The 23236-nt window shown below is 38.1% G+C and carries 28 protein-coding genes and 1 other annotated feature; of the genes, 3 read left to right on the forward strand and 25 right to left on the reverse strand.

Annotated elements, in window-relative coordinates; translation table 11 throughout:
* Positions 1-294 precede the first annotated feature (294 nt).
* On the forward strand, positions 295-1140 hold the full coding sequence (locus ACQKN4_RS15935) for a polysaccharide deacetylase family protein (RefSeq protein WP_079563588.1): 846 nt from the start codon (positions 295-297) through the stop codon (positions 1138-1140).
* A gap of 210 nt (positions 1141-1350) precedes the next feature.
* On the opposite strand, the gene yajC is transcribed toward ACQKN4_RS15935, so the two are convergent.
* From yajC to ACQKN4_RS15970, 7 genes are all read right to left on the reverse strand, one after another.
* The gene (gene yajC, locus ACQKN4_RS15940) at positions 1351-1623 is read right to left on the reverse strand and encodes a preprotein translocase subunit YajC (protein ID WP_079563587.1); all 273 of its coding nucleotides are present in this window, start codon (positions 1621-1623) and stop codon (positions 1351-1353) included.
* A 169-nt stretch (positions 1624-1792) separates the two neighbouring features.
* Positions 1793-2938: a tRNA guanosine(34) transglycosylase Tgt gene (tgt, locus tag ACQKN4_RS15945; RefSeq protein WP_079563586.1), complete on the reverse strand. Its 1146-nt coding sequence runs from the start codon at positions 2936-2938 to the stop codon at positions 1793-1795.
* A 53-nt stretch (positions 2939-2991) separates the two neighbouring features.
* Positions 2992-4035, reverse strand: coding sequence for a tRNA preQ1(34) S-adenosylmethionine ribosyltransferase-isomerase QueA (gene queA / locus ACQKN4_RS15950; RefSeq protein WP_079563585.1), 1044 nt, complete (start codon positions 4033-4035; stop codon positions 2992-2994).
* A gap of 17 nt (positions 4036-4052) precedes the next feature.
* On the reverse strand, positions 4053-5057 hold the full coding sequence (ruvB, locus tag ACQKN4_RS15955; RefSeq protein ID WP_079563584.1) for a Holliday junction branch migration DNA helicase RuvB: 1005 nt from the start codon (positions 5055-5057) through the stop codon (positions 4053-4055).
* A gap of 18 nt (positions 5058-5075) precedes the next feature.
* Positions 5076-5696 (reverse strand): Holliday junction branch migration protein RuvA, encoded by a 621-nt coding sequence (gene ruvA / locus ACQKN4_RS15960; RefSeq protein WP_079563583.1) that lies wholly within the window; start codon positions 5694-5696, stop codon positions 5076-5078.
* Positions 5697-5991: 295 nt separating this feature from the next.
* Complete coding sequence (locus ACQKN4_RS15965; protein WP_427484216.1) at positions 5992-6870, reverse strand: phosphotransferase; 879 nt, start codon at positions 6868-6870, stop codon at positions 5992-5994.
* On the reverse strand, positions 6860-7867 hold the full coding sequence (locus ACQKN4_RS15970) for a LysM peptidoglycan-binding domain-containing protein (RefSeq protein WP_427484175.1): 1008 nt from the start codon (positions 7865-7867) through the stop codon (positions 6860-6862). Before ACQKN4_RS15970 ends, ACQKN4_RS15965 begins: the two co-directional genes overlap by 11 nt.
* 142 nt (positions 7868-8009) lie before the next feature.
* On the opposite strand from ACQKN4_RS15970, the gene ACQKN4_RS15975 reads away from it, so the two are divergent.
* Positions 8010-8543, forward strand: coding sequence for a transcription repressor NadR (locus ACQKN4_RS15975; protein ID WP_427484176.1), 534 nt, complete (start codon positions 8010-8012; stop codon positions 8541-8543).
* An 816-nt stretch (positions 8544-9359) separates the two neighbouring features.
* Here the strand turns inward: ACQKN4_RS15975 and ACQKN4_RS15980 are convergent.
* From ACQKN4_RS15980 to ACQKN4_RS16065, 18 genes are all read right to left on the reverse strand, one after another.
* Positions 9360-9749 (reverse strand): thiol-disulfide oxidoreductase DCC family protein, encoded by a 390-nt coding sequence (locus ACQKN4_RS15980; protein WP_427484177.1) that lies wholly within the window; start codon positions 9747-9749, stop codon positions 9360-9362.
* Positions 9750-9779: 30 nt separating this feature from the next.
* Positions 9780-10655, reverse strand: coding sequence for a prephenate dehydratase (gene pheA, locus ACQKN4_RS15985; RefSeq protein ID WP_427484178.1), 876 nt, complete (start codon positions 10653-10655; stop codon positions 9780-9782).
* A gap of 368 nt (positions 10656-11023) precedes the next feature.
* Positions 11024-11479 (reverse strand): ACT domain-containing protein, encoded by a 456-nt coding sequence (locus tag ACQKN4_RS15990; protein WP_079563577.1) that lies wholly within the window; start codon positions 11477-11479, stop codon positions 11024-11026.
* A gap of 23 nt (positions 11480-11502) precedes the next feature.
* Positions 11503-12792, reverse strand: a complete 1290-nt coding sequence (obgE, locus tag ACQKN4_RS15995; RefSeq protein WP_079563576.1) for a GTPase ObgE — start codon at positions 12790-12792, stop codon at positions 11503-11505.
* A gap of 5 nt (positions 12793-12797) precedes the next feature.
* Positions 12798-13325, reverse strand: coding sequence for a Spo0B domain-containing protein (locus ACQKN4_RS16000; RefSeq protein WP_079563605.1), 528 nt, complete (start codon positions 13323-13325; stop codon positions 12798-12800).
* 137 nt (positions 13326-13462) lie between these two features.
* Positions 13463-13762, reverse strand: a complete 300-nt coding sequence (gene rpmA / locus ACQKN4_RS16005) for a 50S ribosomal protein L27 (protein ID WP_079563575.1) — start codon at positions 13760-13762, stop codon at positions 13463-13465.
* Entirely contained in the window at positions 13759-14115 is a 357-nt protein-coding gene (locus ACQKN4_RS16010; protein ID WP_079563574.1) for a ribosomal-processing cysteine protease Prp, read from the reverse strand. Before ACQKN4_RS16010 ends, rpmA begins: the two co-directional genes overlap by 4 nt.
* 16 nt (positions 14116-14131) lie before the next feature.
* A complete protein-coding gene (gene rplU / locus ACQKN4_RS16015) occupies positions 14132-14440 on the reverse strand; it encodes a 50S ribosomal protein L21 (RefSeq protein ID WP_036124117.1) in 309 nt (102 codons plus the stop codon).
* A 14-nt stretch (positions 14441-14454) separates the two neighbouring features.
* Positions 14455-14530 (reverse strand) — a sequence feature (ribosomal protein L21 leader region).
* 45 nt (positions 14531-14575) lie between these two features.
* Entirely contained in the window at positions 14576-15187 is a 612-nt protein-coding gene (locus ACQKN4_RS16020; protein WP_079563573.1) for a stage IV sporulation protein FB, read from the reverse strand.
* Positions 15177-15692: a peptidoglycan DD-metalloendopeptidase family protein gene (locus tag ACQKN4_RS16025; protein WP_427484179.1), complete on the reverse strand. Its 516-nt coding sequence runs from the start codon at positions 15690-15692 to the stop codon at positions 15177-15179. Before ACQKN4_RS16025 ends, ACQKN4_RS16020 begins: the two co-directional genes overlap by 11 nt.
* Before the next feature lie 132 nt (positions 15693-15824).
* Positions 15825-16622 (reverse strand): septum site-determining protein MinD, encoded by a 798-nt coding sequence (gene minD / locus ACQKN4_RS16030; protein WP_079563571.1) that lies wholly within the window; start codon positions 16620-16622, stop codon positions 15825-15827.
* 1 nt (position 16623) lies between these two features.
* The gene (gene minC, locus ACQKN4_RS16035) at positions 16624-17292 is read right to left on the reverse strand and encodes a septum site-determining protein MinC (RefSeq protein WP_079563570.1); all 669 of its coding nucleotides are present in this window, start codon (positions 17290-17292) and stop codon (positions 16624-16626) included.
* Positions 17293-17319: 27 nt separating this feature from the next.
* On the reverse strand, positions 17320-17844 hold the full coding sequence (gene mreD / locus ACQKN4_RS16040) for a rod shape-determining protein MreD (protein ID WP_079563569.1): 525 nt from the start codon (positions 17842-17844) through the stop codon (positions 17320-17322).
* Entirely contained in the window at positions 17844-18755 is a 912-nt protein-coding gene (gene mreC, locus ACQKN4_RS16045) for a rod shape-determining protein MreC (RefSeq protein ID WP_079563568.1), read from the reverse strand. The genes mreD and mreC overlap by 1 nt, the downstream gene beginning before the upstream one ends.
* A gap of 13 nt (positions 18756-18768) precedes the next feature.
* Complete coding sequence (locus ACQKN4_RS16050; protein ID WP_079563567.1) at positions 18769-19788, reverse strand: rod shape-determining protein; 1020 nt, start codon at positions 19786-19788, stop codon at positions 18769-18771.
* A gap of 627 nt (positions 19789-20415) precedes the next feature.
* A complete protein-coding gene (gene radC / locus ACQKN4_RS16055) occupies positions 20416-21087 on the reverse strand; it encodes a RadC family protein (protein ID WP_427484217.1) in 672 nt (223 codons plus the stop codon).
* A 34-nt stretch (positions 21088-21121) separates the two neighbouring features.
* Positions 21122-21715: a Maf family protein gene (locus ACQKN4_RS16060; protein ID WP_427484180.1), complete on the reverse strand. Its 594-nt coding sequence runs from the start codon at positions 21713-21715 to the stop codon at positions 21122-21124.
* Positions 21716-21814: 99 nt separating this feature from the next.
* On the reverse strand, positions 21815-22459 hold the full coding sequence (locus tag ACQKN4_RS16065) for a hypothetical protein (RefSeq protein ID WP_079563135.1): 645 nt from the start codon (positions 22457-22459) through the stop codon (positions 21815-21817).
* Positions 22460-22785: 326 nt separating this feature from the next.
* Here ACQKN4_RS16065 and ACQKN4_RS16070 point away from each other — a divergent pair, with 326 nt between their 5' ends.
* Positions 22786-23202 (forward strand): SRPBCC family protein, encoded by a 417-nt coding sequence (locus ACQKN4_RS16070; RefSeq protein ID WP_427484181.1) that lies wholly within the window; start codon positions 22786-22788, stop codon positions 23200-23202.
* Positions 23203-23236: the final 34 nt, after the last annotated feature.

Below are 23236 nucleotides of genomic sequence, written 5' to 3' on the forward strand. Positions count from 1 at the left end.
AAAAAACGCACGAATAACATAAAAAAACAACATCTCTTTAATTAGGAAATGACACCATGTAACTTTCGTAAATCAAAAGAATAAACCTTAGTTGTTTGTGTACAATAAAAGGAGCTATAATTCCTGCTTTTTAAGTGGAAAAAACAAAATTTTCTCGGACAGTTAACAGGACGTTACACAATGCTCACCCATGTAGTTATTGTTTATAAGGTCCTTCTTGTACTTCCGTTTAGTAAATACCCTACTTTTTTCCAACTTAACAGGCTAATTCAAACATGAAAACAAGGTGAGAAAATGAAAAGGTTAGTAATTTTTCTAGTTATTGTTGCTTATAGTATTTCGCTCATTAAACCTTTCCCTATTTACGGATATAATAATGAGAAGATTCCCGTTCTAATGTACCACCATTTGGATAAAAACATGAATAATAATACAGTCATTTCCCCAGAGAATTTTGAACAACAAATCAAAACACTTAAAGAGAATGGATACAACTCTATTACAGCACAAGAATTATATGATTACTTGAACGGTAAAACAGAATTGCCTAAAAATCCGGTGTTAATAACTTTTGACGATGGTTATTTAAGCAACTATGAAAAAGCTTATCCGATTTTAAAAAAATACAAAATGCATGCAGAAATTTTTGTTATCACCAGTCATGTTCTAGAAAGAAACGGAAAAAATGCGTATCCAAACGAAATTCCCAAAATGAATTGGGATCAATTAAAAGAAATGGAGGATTATATAACCATCCAAAGCCATACTTGGAATTCACATAATAAATTACAGTCATTCAATGGCGGAATGAAAGGTGCTATATATGGTCGTAGTTACATTAATGGAAAGCTCGAAACACAAGAAGAGTACGAAGAACGAGTTAAAAAAGATTTTATTCTTTCTAGGGAAATTATTAAAGAAAAGTTAGGTTATGAACCAATTGCTCTTAGCTATCCCTTCGGAACTAATTCTGAAGATGCAATGAAATTGGCGAAAGATGCTGGATTTAAAATGGCTTTTGTTATTAAAAATAAAGGTGTTACTATGGGCGATAATGCATTTGCTTTAAGCAGAATAACGGTGAATGGCAATGACACTGGAGCAGAATTAATTAAGAAATTAAAAAATGGTGGCACTTAGCTAAAATAAAAAAGAACATCGATTATGCCAGCGTTACGTCCTAAATCGGCTTTGCGCTTAGGTTTGGATGAGAGTTGATACAATGTTTCGATAATGCCTTAAGACGTGGAGGAGATCTCAGTATTTGTCGCTTCACTATATCGCTACGAAAACACTTACTGAAAGAAATTAAAAAAAGACTTACAACTAATGTAAGTCTTTTTCTCATAATTATTTTAATTGGTCGCCATTTACTACTCGTCCAATTGCTTGACGGTCAAATTTAACGCGCACATTGTCTGCAATTTTTAATGTCACAGCTGTGTCCTCGATTGAGTCAATCTCGCCATGTAAACCACCGATTGTAATAATTTTATCTCCACGTTGCAAACTGCTCTGCATATTTTGTGTTTCCTGCTGTCTCTTTTTAGCAGGGCGGATTAAAATAAACCACATTGCAACGAACATGATTAAAATCATGATTAAGCCAGAATATTGTTCCATCATTCTTGCCCCCTTTCCAATTCTACTTTAGTATAGACTATTCCACCATAAAAAAGCGATGGACAAGCCCAAAATTTTTCTACATTACTAATATTTTTTCTACGATAGACATTTTTTTGCTAAAAACATTCTCATTTCACACAAATTCACATGATCTTTTTACTAAATATTAGAAGTTCTTTGCGTTTGGCCCATTAAAGCCGTATTTCTCGAAAAATTCTTCTCGGAAATCACCAAGACGGTCTTCTCGTATTGCCTCACGTACTTGCTCCATTAGTTTCAATAGGAAGTGTAAGTTATGGTAAGTTGTTAAACGTATACCAAACGTTTCTTCCGTACGAATTAGATGACGAATATAAGCGCGTGAATAGTTTTTACATGTATAGCAATCGCAGTTTGGATCAATTGGTCCGAAGTCACGTGCATATTTTGCATTTTTAACAACTAAACGGCCTTCAGATGTCATTAATGTACCGTTACGTGCAATACGTGTTGGTAATACGCAGTCAAACATATCAATACCTCGAATAGCACCATCAATTAATGAGTCAGGTGAACCTACACCCATTAAATAACGTGGTTTATTTGCTGGCATTAATGGTGTTGTAAACTCTAATACTCGGTTCATAATGTCCTTAGGTTCACCAACAGATAAGCCTCCAATTGCATAACCAGGGAAATCAAGCTCTACCAATGCTTCTGCAGAACGACGGCGTAAATCCTCGAATTCTCCACCTTGAATAATACCGAATAGACCTTGGTCCTCTGGACGTTTATGTGCCTCTTTACAACGTTTAGCCCAACGTGTTGTACGGTCTACTGATTGCAGCATATAGTCATATGTCGCAGGGAAAGGTGGACATTCATCAAAAGCCATCATAATATCCGAACCTAAATCATTTTGAATTTCCATCGCCTTTTCAGGACTTAAAAACAATTTGTCCCCATTTAAATGATTGCGGAAATGAACCCCTTCTTCTTCGATTTTACGGAATTGACTAAGTGAGAACACTTGGAAACCACCTGAATCTGTTAAAATCGGGCGATCCCAGTTCATAAATTTATGCAGGCCCCCTGCTTCCTTAACAATATCATTCCCAGGTCGTAGCCATAAATGATACGTATTTGACAGAATAATACCTGCATTCATTTCCTTTAATTCCTCAGGTGACATTGTTTTAACAGTTGCTTGTGTCCCTACAGGCATAAATGCTGGCGTTTCGAAAGAGCCATGCGGTGTATGCACGATACCAAGGCGTGCTCCAGTTTGTTTACAAGTATGAAGTAGCTCATAACGAATTGCTGGTTGTGTCATATTATAAAAATTCCTCTCTTATCTAAAGTAAAAACAGTACTCCGATTTTTTCTTTATTCGCCTTTTGGACGAATAAACATAGCATCACCAAAGCTAAAGAAACGATATTTTTCTTCTACAGCTTGTTGGTATGCACTTAAAATTGTTTCTTTTGTTGCAAGCGTACTAACAAGCATTACAAGGGTAGACTTTGGTAAATGGAAGTTTGTAATTAAACCATCCACAACAGTAAATTCATATCCCGGATAAATGAAAATAGACGTCCAACCTTGTTCTGCTCGTACTTCACCTCCATATTTAGAGCCGATCGTTTCTAAAGTACGTGTAGAGGTTGTACCAACTGCAATTACTTTACCACCATTACTCTTTACTCGGTTTATGATAGATGCGGTTTCTTCCGTTACACTATAAAATTCAGAATGCATTTCGTGATTTTCAATTGAATCTACACTTACAGGACGGAAAGTTCCAAGTCCCACATGTAAAGTGATAAAAACAACTTCGACCCCTTTTGCTTTCACTTGCTCTAGTAATTCTTCAGTAAAATGCAGACCTGCAGTTGGTGCTGCTGCTGAACCCCGCTCTTTTGCATAAACGGTTTGGTAGCGATCCTTATCCTCTAACTTTTCGCGAATATATGGAGGTAGTGGCATCTCACCAAGTTGCTCTAAAATTTCATAAAAAATGCCGTTATATTTAAACTCAAATGTACGTCCACCATGATCAAGCTCTCCTGTACAAGTAGCTGTCAGTAAGCCATCTCCAAATGTTACAACTGTGCCAACTTTTACACGCTTAGCTGGTTTAACAAGCGTTTCCCATTCATCCGTACCCGCCATTTGCTTTAATAGCAGTACCTCTATATGAGCACCTGTCTCCTCTTTAACACCCATTAAACGTGCTGGTAATACTCTTGTATCATTTAACACAAGACAGTCTCCAGTTTGTAGCTCATCTAAAATATGAGCAAAATGGTGATGATCTACATTTGCTGAGCCTGGCGTCACTACCATTAATCGACTAGCTGTACGATCCAAAAGTGGGGTTTGTGCAATAAGCTCTTCTGGCAATTCAAAATCAAAATCTTCTACACGCATGAAAATACTTCCTTCTTCTAGGTTTGTTGGGGATATTCATATCCAAAATGTTCGTAGGCCAAATGTGTTGCCACACGTCCACGCGGCGTCCGTTGTATAAAGCCGATTTGCATCAAATATGGCTCGTACACATCCTCAATCGTAACGCGTTCTTCACCAATAGATGCTGCCAACGTATCCAAGCCTACTGGGCCACCTCGGAAGCGCTCAATCATATTGGTCACAAGTTTATGGTCAATATGGTCAAGCCCTCTAGGATCGACTTGTAATAGCTCAAGCGCTTGCTTAGCAAGTCCCTCCGTTATCATACCATCTCCAAGCACCTGTGCATAATCTCGTACTCGTTTTAGCAGACGGTTAGCAATACGAGGTGTACCACGTGAGCGAGTTGCCATTTCAAGTGCTGCTATTTGTTCAATATCAACATCAAATAAAAGTGCACTACGTACAACAATTTCTGCAAGTGAAGTATTATCATAATACTCCAATCTTAATAATACGCCAAAGCGATCCCTTAAAGGTGCTGATAATGCACCTGCTCTTGTTGTTGCACCCACGAGTGTAAATGGCGGTAAATCAAGTCGTACAGAACGCGCTTCAGGGCCCTTACCAACGACAATATCTAAACAAAAATCCTCCATGGCAGGATAAAGCACCTCTTCAATTGCACGAGGCAGGCGATGTATTTCATCAATAAATAGCACATCTCCTGGCTCCAGTGAGCTTAAAATAGCTGCTAAATCGCCAGGACGTTCGATAGCAGGGCCACTAGTCATGCGCACATTGACATTCATTTCATTAGCAATGACAGCAGCTAATGTAGTTTTCCCAAGTCCGGGTGGTCCATATAACAGCACATGATCTAAACTTTCCTGACGAAGCTTTGCCGCTTCAATGAAAATTTGTAAATTCTCCTTTACCTTATGTTGACCAATATATTGTGCTAATCTTTGTGGGCGTAAAGATAATTCAAAATGTTCATCATAGCTACCTGCCTCACTAGCCATCATACGTTCAGACATGTACTTTCCCCCCTTTCACTATTTTAACTTTAATAGCAATTGTAAAGCTTGTTTCATAAATGCATCTGTTGTTTCAAGCTTGTCGTTATCTTCGAGCTGTGGACGTATTTTTTCTAGTTCTTTTTCAGAATAACCTAGTGCCATTAAGGCAAGAATAGCTTCTTCAAGCTCATGTTTATATGGATTCACACCAAATAACGGTAGCTCATCTTCTGTACTTGGTAGTTCAATAGTATCTAACAATCCGCCAAGTTTACCTTTTAAATCTAGAATCATTTGACGTGCCGTTTTCTTACCGACACCAGGAAACTTTACTAAAAACGATTCATCCTCTCGTTCAATGGCACTGATAACCTGTTGTGGATTCCCAGTAGCTAAAATAGCAAGCGCACCCTTTGGTCCAATCCCTGACACTAAAATAAGTTTACGAAACAGCTCTCGTTGGTCTAAATTTGGAAAGCCATATAACACTTGTGCATCCTCGCGTACATGCAAATGTACATAAATTTGTTGTTCAAGTGCTGATGTCCTGAACGCAAATGGATTAGGTGTATTCAGCTGCCAGCCTATCCCTTGTTGTTCTAGGACGATATACTCAGGAGTTATACGCTTTATTTGCCCGTTTAAATAATCATACATTCTATAATCCCTCACAATCATCGTCTTCGATTATAGCATATTGCGAACGAATGCTCGACTATAACAAATGCGCTAAAGCGCTCGTTTACATCCGACAAGCGCTAGAGAGCCCGAAGCAAAAGTAAGTGATTCACCACTTTTTCCCGAGGGATCGAAACGACCTCGAGAATGTAGCGCTTTAGCCTAGACGAAAACTATGCTCTAGGTTATACACAGTTAAGAATCTATAATTTCCTTACCATTAAGAAATAGCACAAGTATTCGTTCACAGACAAAAATGACCGCCGAAAGACGGTCATTTCTTTATCATTTTATCAATATCGTACCACAGTTTTGGCCAATATGTGAGAGCTCGTTTTGTAAATGGCACTAAATAATCTAAAAATACCAGCTGCTGAGCTAATGGTAAATCTATTGCAAAAAGCCATTCACGTAATAGCTCATTTGGATATTTTAAACGATGTAGCTTTTTTTTATCTAATCGTTTCATCTCTGGTAGCTCTGCAAATATTTTACCAAGGTCATAATTTACAGCTGGCAGTACACGATGCAACCATAAAATATATTCATCATCCGCTTCTCCAAGGTGAGCCAGATCAAAATCGATTAAACGTAATTCACCATCTGTGCACCATAAAAAATTATGATGTACGACATCTCCATGTAAAAGTGTTATTTCTTTTTCAGGTACATCTTCCTGCGCGATTAACTGTAATGATTTCTCACTATAATGTAAAATTTGATCGATTTCTTCTTTTGTTAAAAATGGGCGAAACTCTTTCCGTCTGCTTTTAAAACGCATAAAACGCATTTGCCATTTTAAAAGCTGTGAATAGGTGTGCAAGCCTGGCACACGTTGCCAAGCAATTTTTTTATGTGTATCATGTAACATATTTAATAACTTCAGTGATTCCTTCCGATCTTTTTTACGGGCAAAATTAGCACCATGACTTCCCTCTTGCCAATCTTGCACGATTAAATACTCGTCATCACTTTTCATTAAAGGCAAAATCAACGAGGGTTCTAGATATCCAAGCTGTCGATGAATAGCCCTCACCTTTTCTGCTATTTCTATCTGCTTTGCTCGTTTTACAAAATAATTATTGGATTGATATTTATACTTCCAAATATTCGGCTTTACTTCTTCAATGATATACGCTTTTTCACCATCGATAAGGCGTCATCCCGCCTGGGAAAAAGTGCGGTGACATCCATGGTCCTACTGACGAATACGGCATTGGGCAATGTGATGGACATGGTGGTGGACATGGTGGCGGGCATGGTGGCTGACAGAAACATGGGTCCATGTGCCAATTTGGCATCATAGCTGGCTGAGCATGACAACCACAAGGCTGTTCCATTTCCGGCATAGCTTCAAATTCTGGTTTCATAGGGAAGAATGGAGATGTACTAGATTCTAAGAAATCCCCTACCCCAGCAACTTTTTCGCATCCCATTTCACATGATGGTTGCTCTGGCATTGTATACGCCTCAACTTGCGGCTCCATTGGCATTGGCATATGCATCGGCATTGGCCAATACATATGATGATGCACTGGCTGATGGCAGCTTGCACAATGTGGTACTGCTGGCATTTGTGGCATGATAAAAATCGGTTGCGGCATTGGCATAGGTGCTGGCGTCGGTTGGGCTACAGGTTGTGGTTGTGGTTGTGGTTGAATTTGAATTGGTGATACAGTTTGCTCTACACTTGGCATGACAACTTGTTGATTCCAGCTAAGCTCAACTGGCGCTGGCTGAGGCATCGGCATTGGATACGGAATTGGAATCATCTGTGGTTCTGGCATTGGTGGTGGTGGTGCAATAATTGGTGGTGGCATTGGTCGCTGTACTTCTTTTTCCTTAAAGTGCTTTGTAGGTGACTCCTTATGCATATGTTCCTTGTGTCCCTCTTTATGTGATTCCCTATGTCCGTCTCTATGTCCCCCCTCTCTATGTCCATCTCTATGCATTCCACGATCTGTTTCTCGATGATGTTCTCTATGTGGTTCTTTGTTTATTTTTTCAGGTAGGATAATTTCCATGCCCGGTACAATATAGTCTGGGTTAGCGAGATGGGCATTAAGCCGCTTTAAATCTTCAAATGAAACTCCGTACTCTTTCGCAATCTTCCACAACGTGTCTCCCTTTTGGACAATATGAATACGCAATTTTTTCCTCCCTTCCTCTCTTCGTATCATATGTTCAATGTTCCAATTGGATACAAAAAATTCACCCATGTTAGAAAGGCTTCATGGTACACTAGGTTTTAAGGAAAACTGCTTCCTTTATTACAAGCAGAGGTGATCTCTTATGAAAAAAATGTTAGGCGAAGAACGCCGACTGCAACTTCTAGCACAACTAAAAAACAGCACAGCACCTATAACAGGGACAGACCTAGCTAAATTCGCTAATGTTTCTAGACAAGTCATTGTTAATGATATGACATTATTAAAGGCTAGGAATGAGCCTATTATTGCTACTAGCCAAGGATATCTTTATATGCATCAGGAACAAATACAGCAGACCGTTGAACGGACAATTCCTTGCTTTCATACAGCAGAAAATGCAGATGATGAACTGATAACAATAGTTGATTGCGGTGGGACAGTAAAAAATGTTATTGTTGAACATCCTATTTATGGAGAAATTACTGCATCCATTATGGTCTCTAACCGTCATGAGGTAAAAAAATTTATTCAACGTGTCAACGAAACACAAGCAAGTTATTTATCCGAACTAACAGGTGGTACACATCTTCATGTTATTTCCGCGCCTTCTGTTGAAATTTTAGATTTAATTGAGCTTACTTTACGAAAAAAAGGCTATTTAGTTGTCGATCAATAAGTCAACAAATTTTCCTTCCATAATGTATAAAATCAAATAGTTGATTCAAAGCTGCTAGCCTTCACGGAGACTAGCAGCTTTCTATTTAAATGAATTTATATGGTTTACTATCAGGTGTATTGATTAACCATTTATACATTCTAATTAATTCGAAAGGCTGATTTCCGCTACGGGCTACTCGCTTTCCCGCGGGAGTCGAGTAGCCCGTAGCGGAAATCAGTTAAAATGGGGATATATTAGCAAAATAGCAACAAAAAAATCCTTATATATCACTCAAATATAATCCTCTTTTTTCTCTATCGACAACCTGATAATATTATTATTTAATTTTTTGAAGCTTATTTCATTATTTATGTAATCATATGGAAAATGCTATTGCAATTTCAAAAAAAGAGCTATCCACATTAATTGGATAGCGCATTTTGTTGAAAACTATGATGGCAATGCATTTCAAAAATGAATGCTATAGCTACTTAATCAAACGGAATAAACTTATAACAGTGACGCGACTGTAAGACTGCTGTTACTGTATTCTCGACTACTCTTTCGCACAAAAAACTTCTGCGAAGTTTTTTGTATGTTTTAAGTGACATGCTAGAATATACATGCTATGAGAAATGGTTGATTGGAGTGGAGACTGAGCGACTCCTTGGGGATTAGCGTCACAGATGAGACCCTGCAGCGAGCCTTGCGAGTGAAGCGGCTCATCGGACGCCCCCAGGAAAGCGCTCAGTTGGAACGGAAATCACCCCCTCGTTTTGCAGAAGAGCCATACTTTATCTAGCTTTCATCCACATTAATTGGATAGCTTCAAAGTTAAAGAAATCTTTTTCGTTGTGAAGGTGTTGGCAATAAACAACTTTCTTTCCGTCCAAAAAGACGATATCTATTTTTAGCAAATAGTCGGTACATTATATTTCGTATAAATGGAGGAATAAGAATGAAAACATAGCAGACAGGCCAAAAACTATTTAATCTCCTACAAATTTTAAGTGCTGCAGTAGATTCAAAATAGACCTTCCCATGCTCAATTAATATGACACTATCGATATTTTCTGGTATTTCGTATTGAGCAAGTAACGCCTGCCCTGCATCACTCTGGATGGATGCAAATTGAAAATATGCTGCATGATCATATTTGATAATAAATTGCACACTGCTATCACAAAAATTACACACTCCGTCAAATAAAATAACGCCGCCCATACAATTTCCTCCTAGCGAAGACGACATTGATTACTCGTCTGATGTTCGATAAGTAAAGTATGTCCCAAGTGACTTCACTTTGCAACCAAGTGCAGCTAGTTCTTCCATAGCCCCACGCATCATTGGCTCCTTTTCATCTGCTAAAACATCAATCATAAAGAAATAATCGCCTAAGCCCGTTTTTAATGGGCGTGATTCGATTTTACTTAAATTTAGCTGTCGCCATGCGAAAACTGATAATACTTGATGTAACGCCCCTGAACGATCTATTGGTAATGTAATCATGAAAGTTGTCTTCGCCTGTCCATCTGATAATTCTTGCGGTAATCGTTTATTTTGCTTAGATAATACGAAGAATCGTGTATGGTTAAAATGGAAGTCATGAATATTAGTTTGAACGATTTCTAAGCCATATTTTTCTGCTGCCGCTGCATTTCCTACTGCGGCAATGCACTCATTAGGATTTTCGGATACAAATTTTGCCGCTGCTGCCGTTGATGTCGTTTGATGTAACGGAGCATGGCTGAAACGATAAAATAAATATTTATGACATTGGGCTAGAGCATGTGGGTGTGAATAAACTCCTGTGATTGATTCCCAATTGTCTTTCTGCGCTTTATTGACCATTAAATGCTGCTGTATTTTTAACTGAAGCTCACCTGTAACATATAAGGTCGCCTCATGAAATAAATAATCAAGCGTTAACGATACAGATCCTTCTAAAGCATTTTCCAGTGGTACAACTGCTAAATCCACCTTCCCCTTCGCTACCGCCTCAATACATTCTGGAATTGTAGAACAAGGGACAAGCCACTCATCCGGAAAAGTTGCCTTTGTTGCTAAGTATGTAAATGATGCCTCAGGTCCTAAATATCCTATTCGTTTTTCCCATTGTTGCTCTGTCATAACATTTCCTCCTGTTCATGGTTTTATTTAATTGGCTCACCACCAAAACGTATATACATGATATACGTTTTAACAAATGTCATCCCTAACTTTTGGAGAAAAGCCTCTTTAGTTTCACTAATGTAAAAATTCGGAATTTTTAATTCCTAAAAAACTCCTTTTATTCTACATCAAATATTAGGTAAGGCATAGTATGAAGCTTCCCAAACGCTCCGGAGCCTCTATGGTTATCCATTCCTCTTCTCTATGAATTTTCTCTATCGATAAAGAATAAGGAGCTGTCCCATGAAGTGATCATTACATCACATGGGACTGCTCCTTTTGAGCTTATTTACATTTTGTCAAAAATTTAAACATGCTGTCAGTCATTACAATGCACCCGAACTAATTACTTCCGCTGACTCTACAAAATCTAAACGTTTAAGTTGCTGTATTAAATCATCAAGTTCACATGTCATACTAGTGACATCTAGCGACAACGTAACATTAGCACGTCCTTGAATCGGTATCGTCTGATGGATAGTCAGTACATTGCAATGCGTAATTGTCACTGTTTCTAAAAGCTTTGCAAGTGTTCCTTTACGGTCCTGAAGCTGTACAAAGACTGTTAAAATGCGTTCCTGCACAATTGAGTGAAAAGGAAATACAGCATCACGATATTTGTAAAACGCACTACGCGATAAATCCACCTGCTTTACCGCATCCCAAATGGAAGTTACCGTACCACTTGAAAGTAAGTGTTTCGCCTCCAAAGTTTTTTGCATAGCATCCGTTAAAACATCTTCACGAACTAAATAATATCGCTGATTCGCAACATTCTTCATACGCTTCCCCCTAAAACCTATTCTTAGTCGACAAATTCAAATTCGAATTCCAATAAGCGTACAATATCGCCATTTTGTGCACCACGTTCACGTAATGCTTCATCGACGCCCATACCACGTAATTGGCGTGCAAAACGACGTACACCGTCCTCGCGGCTGAAGTCTGTCATTTTGAAGATACGCTCAATCGCATATCCACCAAGAATGAATGTACCATCAGGATCACGAGAGATTTCGATTGAATCTGCTTCAGATTGGTGTTTGTAAAGTACCGTTGCATCTGATTCTTCATCTAGATCGTCGAATAATGGGAATTCTGGAGTTACTTCCAGTAAGTCAGCAATTTCAAATAATACTGGCTTTAAACCTTGGCGAGAAACCGCTGATACTGGGAATATTTTCACATCATCGCCCACTTTTTCACGGAAAATTTCTAAGTTTTCCTCTGCATCTGGCATATCCATTTTATTTGCCACAATAATTTGTGGACGTTCTGTTAAACGAAGATTATATTGTTTTAGCTCATCATTGATTGTTAAGTAATCTTCATAAGGATCGCGCCCTTCCATACCCGACATATCAATTACATGTACGATAACACGTGTACGTTCAATATGACGGAGGAATTGGTGACCTAGACCAACACCTTCGTGCGCACCTTCGATTAAACCTGGTAAATCGGCCATTGCAAAGCTACGATGATCATCCGTTTCAACCATTCCTAAGTTCGGTACGATTGTAGTGAAATGATAAGCACCTATTTTTGGCTTTGCCGCAGAAACAACAGATAATAATGTTGATTTACCTACACTTGGGAAGCCAACTAATCCTACATCTGCTAGTACTTTCAGCTCTAATATAACATTTAATTCTTGTCCTGGCTCACCTTTTTCAGAAAGTTCTGGAGCAGGATTGGCTGGTGTTGCAAAGCGGGAATTCCCGCGGCCACCGCGACCAGCTTTTGCGATAATCGCTTGTTGACCATGCTCTACTAAATCCGCAATAACAACGCCTGTTTCTTCGTTCATTACAACCGTGCCCGGTGGTACTTTAACGATTAAATCATCTGCACGTCTACCATGCATCCCTTTACTCATACCATGCTCACCACGGTCAGCCTTGAAGTTGCGTTTGTAACGGAAATCCATTAACGTTCGCAGACCTTCTTCAACTTGAAAGACAACATTCCCACCGTGACCACCATCGCCACCAGCAGGACCACCATTCGGTACAAATTTTTCACGACGGAAGGCTACCATTCCATCCCCACCGTCGCCACCTTTTACATAAATCTTGACGTGATCGACAAACATTTAATTCACTCCCTGCTTGCACTCAATACATATATCCAAGACGTATTTGTCTCTTCCACTGTTTGAATGTCTAATTGTTTCAAACCTTTTTCGGTGAATGCATCAGCACTCCATTGCCCATTTAGCGTAAATGTCACGGCAAATGTATGATCGTCAACACGTACATCGAGCGCTAAGCTCTGCTCTGTAAATGGATCTAATGTATCATAAACATGCATAACTGTTTTGTTTAAGTAATCTACAACTTCCGAATCAATCGTATTTGTGACAGGCATTTTTATATCACCACTAAGCTTCATTGGCAATGAAGGATAGCGCCAGCCTGCCGTTTGCAGCCATTCGATTGTTTGCGGTAATTGTATTCGATTAAGGATAGAAAGTACTTGTAACTGTTCTGAATAATTTTGAATAAGTTTTTTTGATTCATCAATTCTACCTAAATCTAAATTCATGCGAATAAGCTGCAGCTGATTCACATAATCATGATTTGCAAAACGTATTACTTCACTAATGGTTAGTGATTGATTGTTCATCCCATTCACTCCAATAAAGTTATCCTTACTAGTATAACAAGTTTTGCTGTATTTTTCCCTTAAATCTTCATCGAAATTTAGCCAAAAAAAGGACTGCAATAAATGCAGTCCTCCGCTTTATGTTATCTTATAAAAGATTAAGCTTCTTGTGTTGCTGGGTATACAGATACTTGTTTGCGATCGCGACCTAAACGTTCGAATTTTACAACGCCGTCAACTTTAGCAAATAGTGTATCGTCACCACCACGACCTACGTTTGTACCTGGGTAAATTTTTGTACCGCGTTGACGGTAAAGAATTGAACCACCAGTTACGAATTGGCCATCAGCACGTTTAGCACCAAGTCGTTTAGACTCAGAGTCACGTCCGTTTTTAGTAGAACCTACACCTTTTTTAGATGCGAAAAATTGTAAGTCTAAAGTTAATAATAATTTCATTGTGTTCCACCTCCTACTTGGTTGTAGTTGATTTGGATATATTGTCCGTAATTTTGCACCATAGAATACACTTGGGCTGTCATTACTTGGACAATTAACTGTAGTTTTGCATCAATCTCAGGCTCTAAATCTGATGGTAAGTCTACCTTAAGATAGCCTCCACCTTCAGCAGCTTGTTCGACTTCTGGCTGTAATTGTAATAGTGCATAAATAGCATTTACCGTACCGATGGCAATGGTAGATGCTCCTGCACATACTAAATCCTTACCAGATTCATCGTATTCCGCATGTCCTGAAAATTCAAATGCTGACACATGTCTATTTTCATTGTGATGAATCGTAACTTGTATCATTCGCTACACCTCATAATTAAGCGTTGATAGCTTCAACAACTAATTTTGTGTAAGGTTGACGGTGACCTTGTTTACGACGGTAGTTCTTTTTAGCTTTCAATTTGAAAACAACGATTTTTTTCGCACGGCCTTCTTTCACAACTTTCGCTGTTACAGTAGCGCCTTCTACGAATGGAGCTCCAACTTTAACGTTTTCGCCACCTACGAATAAAACTTTATCGAAAGTTACAACCTCGTCAGCTTCTACACCTAATTTTTCAACATAGATTTCTTGACCAGCTTCTACTTTGATTTGTTTACCACCAGTTTCAATAATTGCGTACATTTTACTGCACCTCCTCATAGACTCAGACTCGCCTGTTTATAAAGGTGATCATACGATACTTAGACCTTTCCAGAGCGGTTATAGTAGCACAGGTGCTACAAACAATAACATTAAAATATTACCACACGATTTCTATCAAGTCAATCTTTTCATTACATATTTCTCAAATGCTAAACGATATTTTCGATAATTCCATTCCTTTAACACTTGAAGCCATATAAATAAACATAAAATTGCTATAAAAATAGATTGCGGAAGGTAACTTAAAGTTATCATGAATAGTATAAAGGCAATTATAAGAGAAAGCCAGTAGTAATATTCAAACGCACGAACACTTGGATTGAATAAAAATAAGCACGCTAAAAATATTCTGCCACCGTCCAATGGAATAATCGGTATAACATTGATTGCTAATAGCACAAGTTGCACATTAATAAGCTTAGTCGCAAGCAGCTCTGGCATAAAAAAAGCGAGGCCAATCCCTAATATTGTAGCGATTGGTCCCCCTAAGGCAATCCAAAGGAGTGACGTTGCTGGCACAGCCGCTGGATTTTCAAATTCTATTTCCCCTCCGTAAGGTGTAATTACGCATGATTTTACGCTAACGCCACAAAGCATCGCCATTAACAAATGACCTGCTTCATGCCATAATAACGAAGATAAAATAATAGCGTAATAAGCAATTTGACCGGTAAAAATCATTAAAAATACGAGAGGGATACATAGAAGATGCAGTTTAATTTTCATTGGACTCCGCTGTTTCAAGCCACTGTACAATCTGCTCCAAATTATATTGTGCCTTTTCTTTCTCAATTGAGATATAGAGTTGCCCCGTCTCTTTCATGCCGATTAAATCGTTTGCCTGCACTGTTGTGTATGGAAGTTGTGCTAAACTATCTAGCATACCATAGGATACAGTTGTACCATCGTCATAACTGATTGTCATTGTTTTACCAGTATATTTTGTATGACCGGTAAAAACGACAAGACCACTCTTTCCAGCATAAACCGGTAAGCCCATGTCATATTGCAATAAAAAGCCTTCCTTAAAAACTTCCGCATTGGCAAATGTTAATAGTTCAGTTTGTCCAACATCACTCGATACTAAAATTGTTGCATCATCTTTATTTAACCAGCTTTGTCCGAGCTCGCTTAAATAAGTCAAATCAGCTGATGTTGTAACAAGTTTTCGCACCGGTGTTTCCAATACGCCTTGATCCTCTAAACGAATTACTAGCATAGTTGCAGCCACAAGTAATATCGCGACCAACCATTTCCATTTTTTAAACAAGCCCTCATCCTTTTTTCACACTATATGAGCTTGCATGTCCATTCATGCACAAAGAAAAAACCTTCTCGTACAAATGCACGAAAAGGTTGATGATTATTTTGAAAATAACGCTTTTAGTTTTGAAAATACACCTTTATGTTCATCTTCAATGGCCATAAGTGGTACAGACTCTCCAAGTATTCTTCGAGCAATATTACGGTAGCCAAGAGATGCTTTATTAGCAGGATCCATTACTACTGGTTCCCCTTTATTGGACGATGAAATAACCCCTTCATTATCTACAATTATTCCTAATAAATCTATAGACAAATGTGTTGTAATTTCATTCACATCCAAAGTATCACCGCTTTTCATCATATGCTGGCGAATACGGTTAATAATTAGTTTAGGTGCCGTAATTTCTTCCTGTTCGAGTAAGCCAATAATTCGATCAGCATCACGCACAGCAGAAATCTCTGGCGTTGTTACTACAATTGCATGATCAGCACCAGCAACCGCATTGCGATAGCCTTGTTCAATGCCCGCTGGACAGTCTATTAAAACATAATCATAATCTCTTTTTAATTCTTCTACTAAGCTCTTCATTTGCTCAGGTTTAACAGCATTTTTATCTGTCGTTTGAGCAGCAGGTAATAAAAATAGTTTTTCATCTACACGTTTATCTTTTATTAGCGCTTGATGAATCTTACAGCGCCCTTCAACAACATCTACTAAGTCATAAATAATTCGATTCTCAAGACCTAAAATCACGTCCAAATTACGTAAGCCAATATCTGTATCTACTAAACATACTTTTTTACCTTGTAGAGCCAATGCAGTCCCAAGGTTAGCCGTTGTCGTCGTTTTTCCGACGCCGCCTTTACCTGAAGTTATGACGATCGCTTCTCCCACACTAGCTTCCTCCCTTAGACACATTTAACAATGGTCGAATATTTTTTAACGCGTGAATTTGATCGTACGTAATGCGCCCATCATAGCCAATAAATGCACAAGTCATCTCTTCTTGATTAATCGTTTTTACATGTTCGTCTGACATTGCCTGAACCTGATCAGCAATCATGATATGTGTGGCTTCAAAACAAGATGCTGCAATGATTGCTTCCTTATTACCATGAACACCAGCATGTGCAATTCCTTTAAGTTTACCTAGGACATACACATTGCCAGCTGCTTCTACACGCCCGTTCGGATTGACATTCCCTACGATAATAATATCGCCTGGCGAACGTAGAACTTGACCCGATCTGACCACACCTAAATATGTATCTTGTTGACTTTCAATCCTTTTCTGGTTGCTCTCATGGACAGTCAGTACTTCACTTTGCACTTTTGAAACGATTAGTTGCTCTGTTTCCTGAACAATTTTAATAAGCTCTTTGATTTGTTCATCAGAACAGTATCGATAGCCCAAATATAATTGTACATCTACTTTACTATCGATACCGCTCTCTGAAACTTTCTTTTTTAGCTCTTCTACTAAATCGACATACGCACATTGATCGTCTAAATGAAGAACAAATCCATCCTTTGTTCCCTTCATATTAACTAACTGTTTTTTCATGAATGCCTCACCCCACGTTGCTCTTTGTTAAGAAACTTCACGTGCTCTCTGTAAGACACGCGCATTAATCAGATACTTGAAGGCCCAACCAAGAATCATTAAAAATAGTGCATTAGCAATGATCGTTGGCAGTAGTCGTGAACGTAAGAAATCCGAAAATGGAATCGTTGTAAAGTCGATAAGATAGAAGAATTGATAAAGTATAAATTCTAAAATTGCTACTAAAACAACTGAAATCGTCGTTGTCACAACTAAGTGCTGATGAATAACTTTCACAATTGACCCTGCTAAAAAACATACTAGCGGAAACAGTACTGAATATAATCCAATAATATCAATGTAAAACACATCATACAAGACACCAAAAAAAAGTCCATACATTACCGCTCGTTGACGGCTGTAATAGATGGATATAAATATTAAATATAAGATTAAAAATCTAGGGACCAAATAATAGATATGCCCTTTCACTTCAATCGGTGAAAGCATAGCAAACTCTGGTTCTAGTAAAAATAGTAAAACTGCCACAGAGGGAATGAGAAATCGAACCATTATTCAACCTCCTCGTTACCCTGTTGTGGATGTGTTAAATCTCCGTTCGATTTATTACCATCAGATCCATCTATCATCGTAGAGGAACGTTTAGCAATAACAACATAATCTAAAATTGAAGAATCAGCAGATGGTCTTACATAAGCCATTTTCGTTAAGCCATGATCATCTGTACTTACTTCAGTTATTTCTCCGATTGGCACATTTTTTGGGAAAATACCGCCAAGTCCCGATGAAACTACTTGTTGACCTTTTTTAACTGTTACTCTTGAATCGATTCGCTTCATGATGAGTTCATTACGCTCTTTATCATAGCCCTCGATTAAACCGTATGCTTGTTTATCTCCTGGAACCATCGCAGAAACACGATAGTTTGGATTATTTGAATATAAAAGCTCTACCGTAGAGGTAAAAGGCGTCACTTTAGTAACTTTACCGATTAAACCTTTCGCTGTCATAACTGCCATATTTTTTTCTACACCGTGTGAAGATCCTTTATCTAAAATAATTTTGTCTTCCCACTGGTCAGGGTTTCTAGCAATAACTGTGGCATGAATCGGATCATATGCTTTTAAGCTTTCCGATTTGTCCATAAGCTCTTGAAACTTTTTAATATCAGATTTCAAGTCCGATGCCTCAGCTTGTACAGCAACAAATTCATCTAAGCGTGCTTTTAAACGTTTATTTTCTTCGTACGTGTTTAAGAGGGAATCAATATTATCAAAAACACCAGCAATATAATTCGCCGGCTTCGCAACAATAGATTGTGCGACGCCGACAGTGTCTTTAATAATTTGCTCTGGTAAAGTTGCATTAGTCCGTTCACGTAATGAGAAGCTAATCAATGCCACAATAAAAACCATGCCCACAAGCAGCAAAATTAATTTCTTATTGAAAAAAAAGTGTGGCATTGCCTAAACCTCCTTACCCTTTAACTTGTTGTTGACGAATTAAGTCAATATGTTCTAAAGCTTTACCTGTACCAATAGCAACACAGTCTAGTGGATCTTCTGCGATAAATACTGGCATATTAGTTTCTTGGCTAATAACTTTGTCTAAGTTTGTTAATAGCGCACCGCCACCTGTTAGGACAATTCCGCGTTCCATTACGTCTGCAGATAATTCAGGAGGTGTTTGTTCAAGCGTTTTTCGAACTCCATCAATAATAGATGCTACCGCTTCACGTAATGATTCAGAAATTTCCTGTGATGAAATTTCGATCGTTTTCGGTAATCCTGTTAAAAGATCGCGCCCTCTAATTTCCATTTTTTCTTCTGGACCTTCAGCCAACGCTGTACCAATTTCCATTTTCACTGCTTCCGCAGTACGTTCACCGATTGTTAAGTTATATGTTTTACGAATATACGAAATGATGGATTGGTCCATTGCATCCCCGCCGACACGCACGGATTCACTTGTTACAATACCACCTAATGAAATAACCGCTACCTCTGTTGTACCACCACCGATATCAACGACCATTGACCCTGTTGGATCCCATACTGGTAAGTTTGAACCGATTGCTGCTGCAAATGGCTCTTCAATTGTAAAGGCTTCCTTAGCACCTGCTTGGCGAGCAGCATCAATAACCGCACGTTGTTCAACCGATGTAATACCGTAAGGCACACAAATCATAACATTCGGTTTTTTCCAATTACCACCAGAATTTTTACAAGCTTCTTTTAAATAGTATTCTATCATTGCTGTAGTAATATCAAAATCAGCAATAACGCCATCTTTCATAGGACGAATTGCTACGATTGAGCCAGGTGTACGACCAATCATATTTTTTGCATCGTTACCTACTGCAACGATATCTCCAGTTTTTGTATTTTTCGCTACGACTGAAGGTTCGCGTAAAACGATTCCCTTCCCTTTAATAAACACTAATGTATTCGCTGTGCCAAGGTCAATCCCGACATCTTTATTTCCTAATCCAAACAATTTGTGTACTCCCTTTCTATTTAAGCCATACTTTCGTTGACATCAACTTATACCTCGGCGCGTTTACACCCCGAGGCTTTATCTTCATTCACTCGGTGTTAGACACCTACTGAAAAAAACTACACACTCAATTATCTCACACCTGTTGGAATGAGAGTCTTTTTCTGAATAAAAATAAAATCATACCGTTCATTATAACGGAAAAACGCAAGAATTTATAGTGCCACATACCTCTTCTCACGGAAAAGATACTATTTTAATTCCCTCCCAAACAAAAACAGTACGTATAGATTAGCATATAATTTTTATTCTTGTAAGACAACGTGTAATAGGCTACCAATTTTTGTGAATATTATAGACATTTCTATGAATACAATAACGTATTCTATAAGAAAAGGTTCGTTTTCATTATTAGCTTTTCGCAAAAAAATACAAAAAAATTTTTTTGTAAAATAATGGAGCGATTTGATTTTCACTAAATTTTAGAAACAAGGAACACTGTGAGGCTTCACGAAATGATTCGGTGACCACTCTACAATCTTAATTATATACCTCAACAAATCTTATTTAGCTAGAGATTGTCATCTTTAAACTAAATAAAAAAACTCTGCAAAATATATTGCAGAGTTAAAAATATCCTTTTTCTTTCAAACTAATAAACTGATGATCACCGATGATGAGATGATCGATTAAATCTATGCCTATAATATAACCAGCCTCTAAAATTCTTCTCGTCACTTCAATATCCTCATCACTAGGTGTTGGAACGCCACTAGGATGATTATGTGCACAAATTATAGAAGCGGCAGATCTTTTTACAGCTTCGCGATATATCTCCCTTGGATGGACAATCGAAGCATTTAGACTACCTATAAAAATTGTCTTTCTATGAATAATTTGATTTTTCACATTCAAAAAAAGAACGACGAAATGTTCCTGATTCAATGAGGTCATATCAGGCATTAAATAGGTAGCGGCATCTTGCGGGGAACGAATCGTATATTTTTCATCGCTATGTTTCTGCGCGAGACGTCTACCGAGTTCAATTGCCGCTAATAACTGAATGGCTTTAACCTCACCAATCCCTCTAATAGCAACCATTTCTTCTATTGTTGCATGTTTCAAATGATGTAAACGCTCAAAAACGCTTAGTACGCGATTTGCCAGTACAAGGACAGACTCTTCTTTAGTTCCTGTCCTTAGTAAAATAGCCAGTAGCTCCTGATTCGATAAACTCATAGCTCCTTGTCTACGTAGTCTTTCACGGGGGCGATCTTCTATATGAACGTCTCGTATCATCGTCCTTTGTAAAACATCATTCGTCAAAAAAGCCTCACTCCTTCGCAAATTGGATAATATTGCGTGCTACCAATTGCGTAAACAACGCTGCAAGTGGTAAACCGACAACATTGTTATAATCTCCTTCAATTCGTTTCACTAGGAGGGTTCCAGCAGTTTGAATGCCATAACCGCCTGCTTTATCAAATGGATCTCCCGAATCTACATATGCTTCGATGAGCTCCTGCGATAATTGATGAAAGACAACATTTGTCTCTTCCACAAATGTAGTTTCATGACCGTCAGGCTCAATAATGGCAACAGCTGTCATGACCGCATGACACTTCCCTGATAAGCGCAATAAGTGAGAAATTGCCTCCTCACGATCTTTTGGTTTATGGAGTAGCTCATCATCATAAACAACAATCGTATCCGCTCCAATAATCGTTGCATCTGGCGCTTTTTTTGCCACATCACGTGTTTTTAATAGAGCTACACCTTTTACATAATCTTGCATTGTAGTTGCCTGAACGCTTGTCTCTTCTACTTCACTAGTTAATATGTCAAACGGAAGGGATAGCATAGTAAGTAATTCCTTTCGTCGTGGTGAAGCAGAAGCAAGCACTATCTTGTGATTTATTTTAAACATTGTCTGACCATTCCTCCTTATTAGTTATCATAACGGAGAATTTGGCATTTGAAAATTTTCTAAAAATCAAGATAATGCTTATTTCACTATCTTTTATGCTTAAAATTTCACTTGAAGACAAGCATTTTTCGATTTGTAATGGGCCAAAACTTGTAATCGAATGATGCTGGTATCGCTTGAAATAGACGAGGCTGCTGCTCCAATAGATTGCCAATCAGCAGGTAGCGTAGAATCTTTGGAATTATCCTTAAAATTTAATTTTGTTGCATTTTTGTCAGTTAGCACAGATGGAAGCTCTGCAAGTGTTGCCTCCTTACAACTGTCGCCACTCAAAGTGAATGCTTTTTTAAATGTTGCAGGATCTTTTAAGAAAACAAGTTGACTTTCATCTGTTACCACACTTGTCCAAATGTGAAATTTTCCATCGACCTCGACAATGGCACTTTCTTTTAATGAAGGGTGTTCAGATACAAATGCGCTTGCACTTTCATAATTTGAATAGACCCCTGCTTGACTAGCAAAAAGCATGGGTCCGTTCGTTGCTCCTCCCGCTGTCGTAATGGTTTCCCCTTTGGTATTATTATTACTTTTATTAGCTACCTCATTACTATCATTTTTTATAGAAAATTGAGTGCTCGCTTGAAGAATACCTAAAAAAATGCCTACACCAAAAAGTCCTACTACTCCTCCAATAATCATCGCCCGAAATATTTGTTTTCTCATCACTTGACTGACAATTTTCATTCGACCATCACCTCTTTCTTTAACGTATCAAAGTAAATTTAGAAAAGACCAATTTGATATATAAGTATATGTACAAAAGGATGTGTAAATGCGAATTTACTACATTTTGATTCACTAGTTATTTTCGAGGTTTTACTGCAAAAATAAATATTTTTGTATAAAAAGATTTACTAAAAAAGAGGTGGATTTTTTATATTACTCTTTTGTATCTCTATCAAAGGAGTCTTCTACTGTTTAACAAAAAAATTTGAGGATGCGCAAGGAAACAGAAAGCAGAAATAGAAATAATATTATTACAGATAAATACTAGTGATGGAGGTAAGAAGGTGGATAATCCGAAAATTATTGGACAAACAAAAACAGTAGGGTTTCAAGTAGGTGTTAGAAGGATGTTCCCGATTTCCAAAGAGGAAGCTTGGAACCTAGTTACTTCACAAGATGGATTAAACGTATGGTTAGGAGAGAGTATGTTCATTATCCTTGAACCAGGACAGAACTATATTACGAAATTAGGGTCAGGAGAAATACGCGTAGTTAAACCTTTACAACAACTTCGTCTAACTTGGCAAAAGGTAGGATGGGACAAGGCATCAACCGTACAAGTTCGTATTATACCGGGTGCAAGTAATAAAACTACTATTAGCTTCCATCAAGAAAAACTTTCTAATCAGAATGTAAGAGAAGAAATGAAACAATATTGGCAAAAAGTACTTATGGAACTCAAAGAGAGAATACCCAAATGAAAAAAAATCAGGTACTCATTTTTTTATGAGTACC

This window comes from Lysinibacillus sp. NPDC093692, from assembly GCF_050280125.1.
Classification (GTDB): domain Bacteria; phylum Bacillota; class Bacilli; order Bacillales_A; family Planococcaceae; genus Lysinibacillus.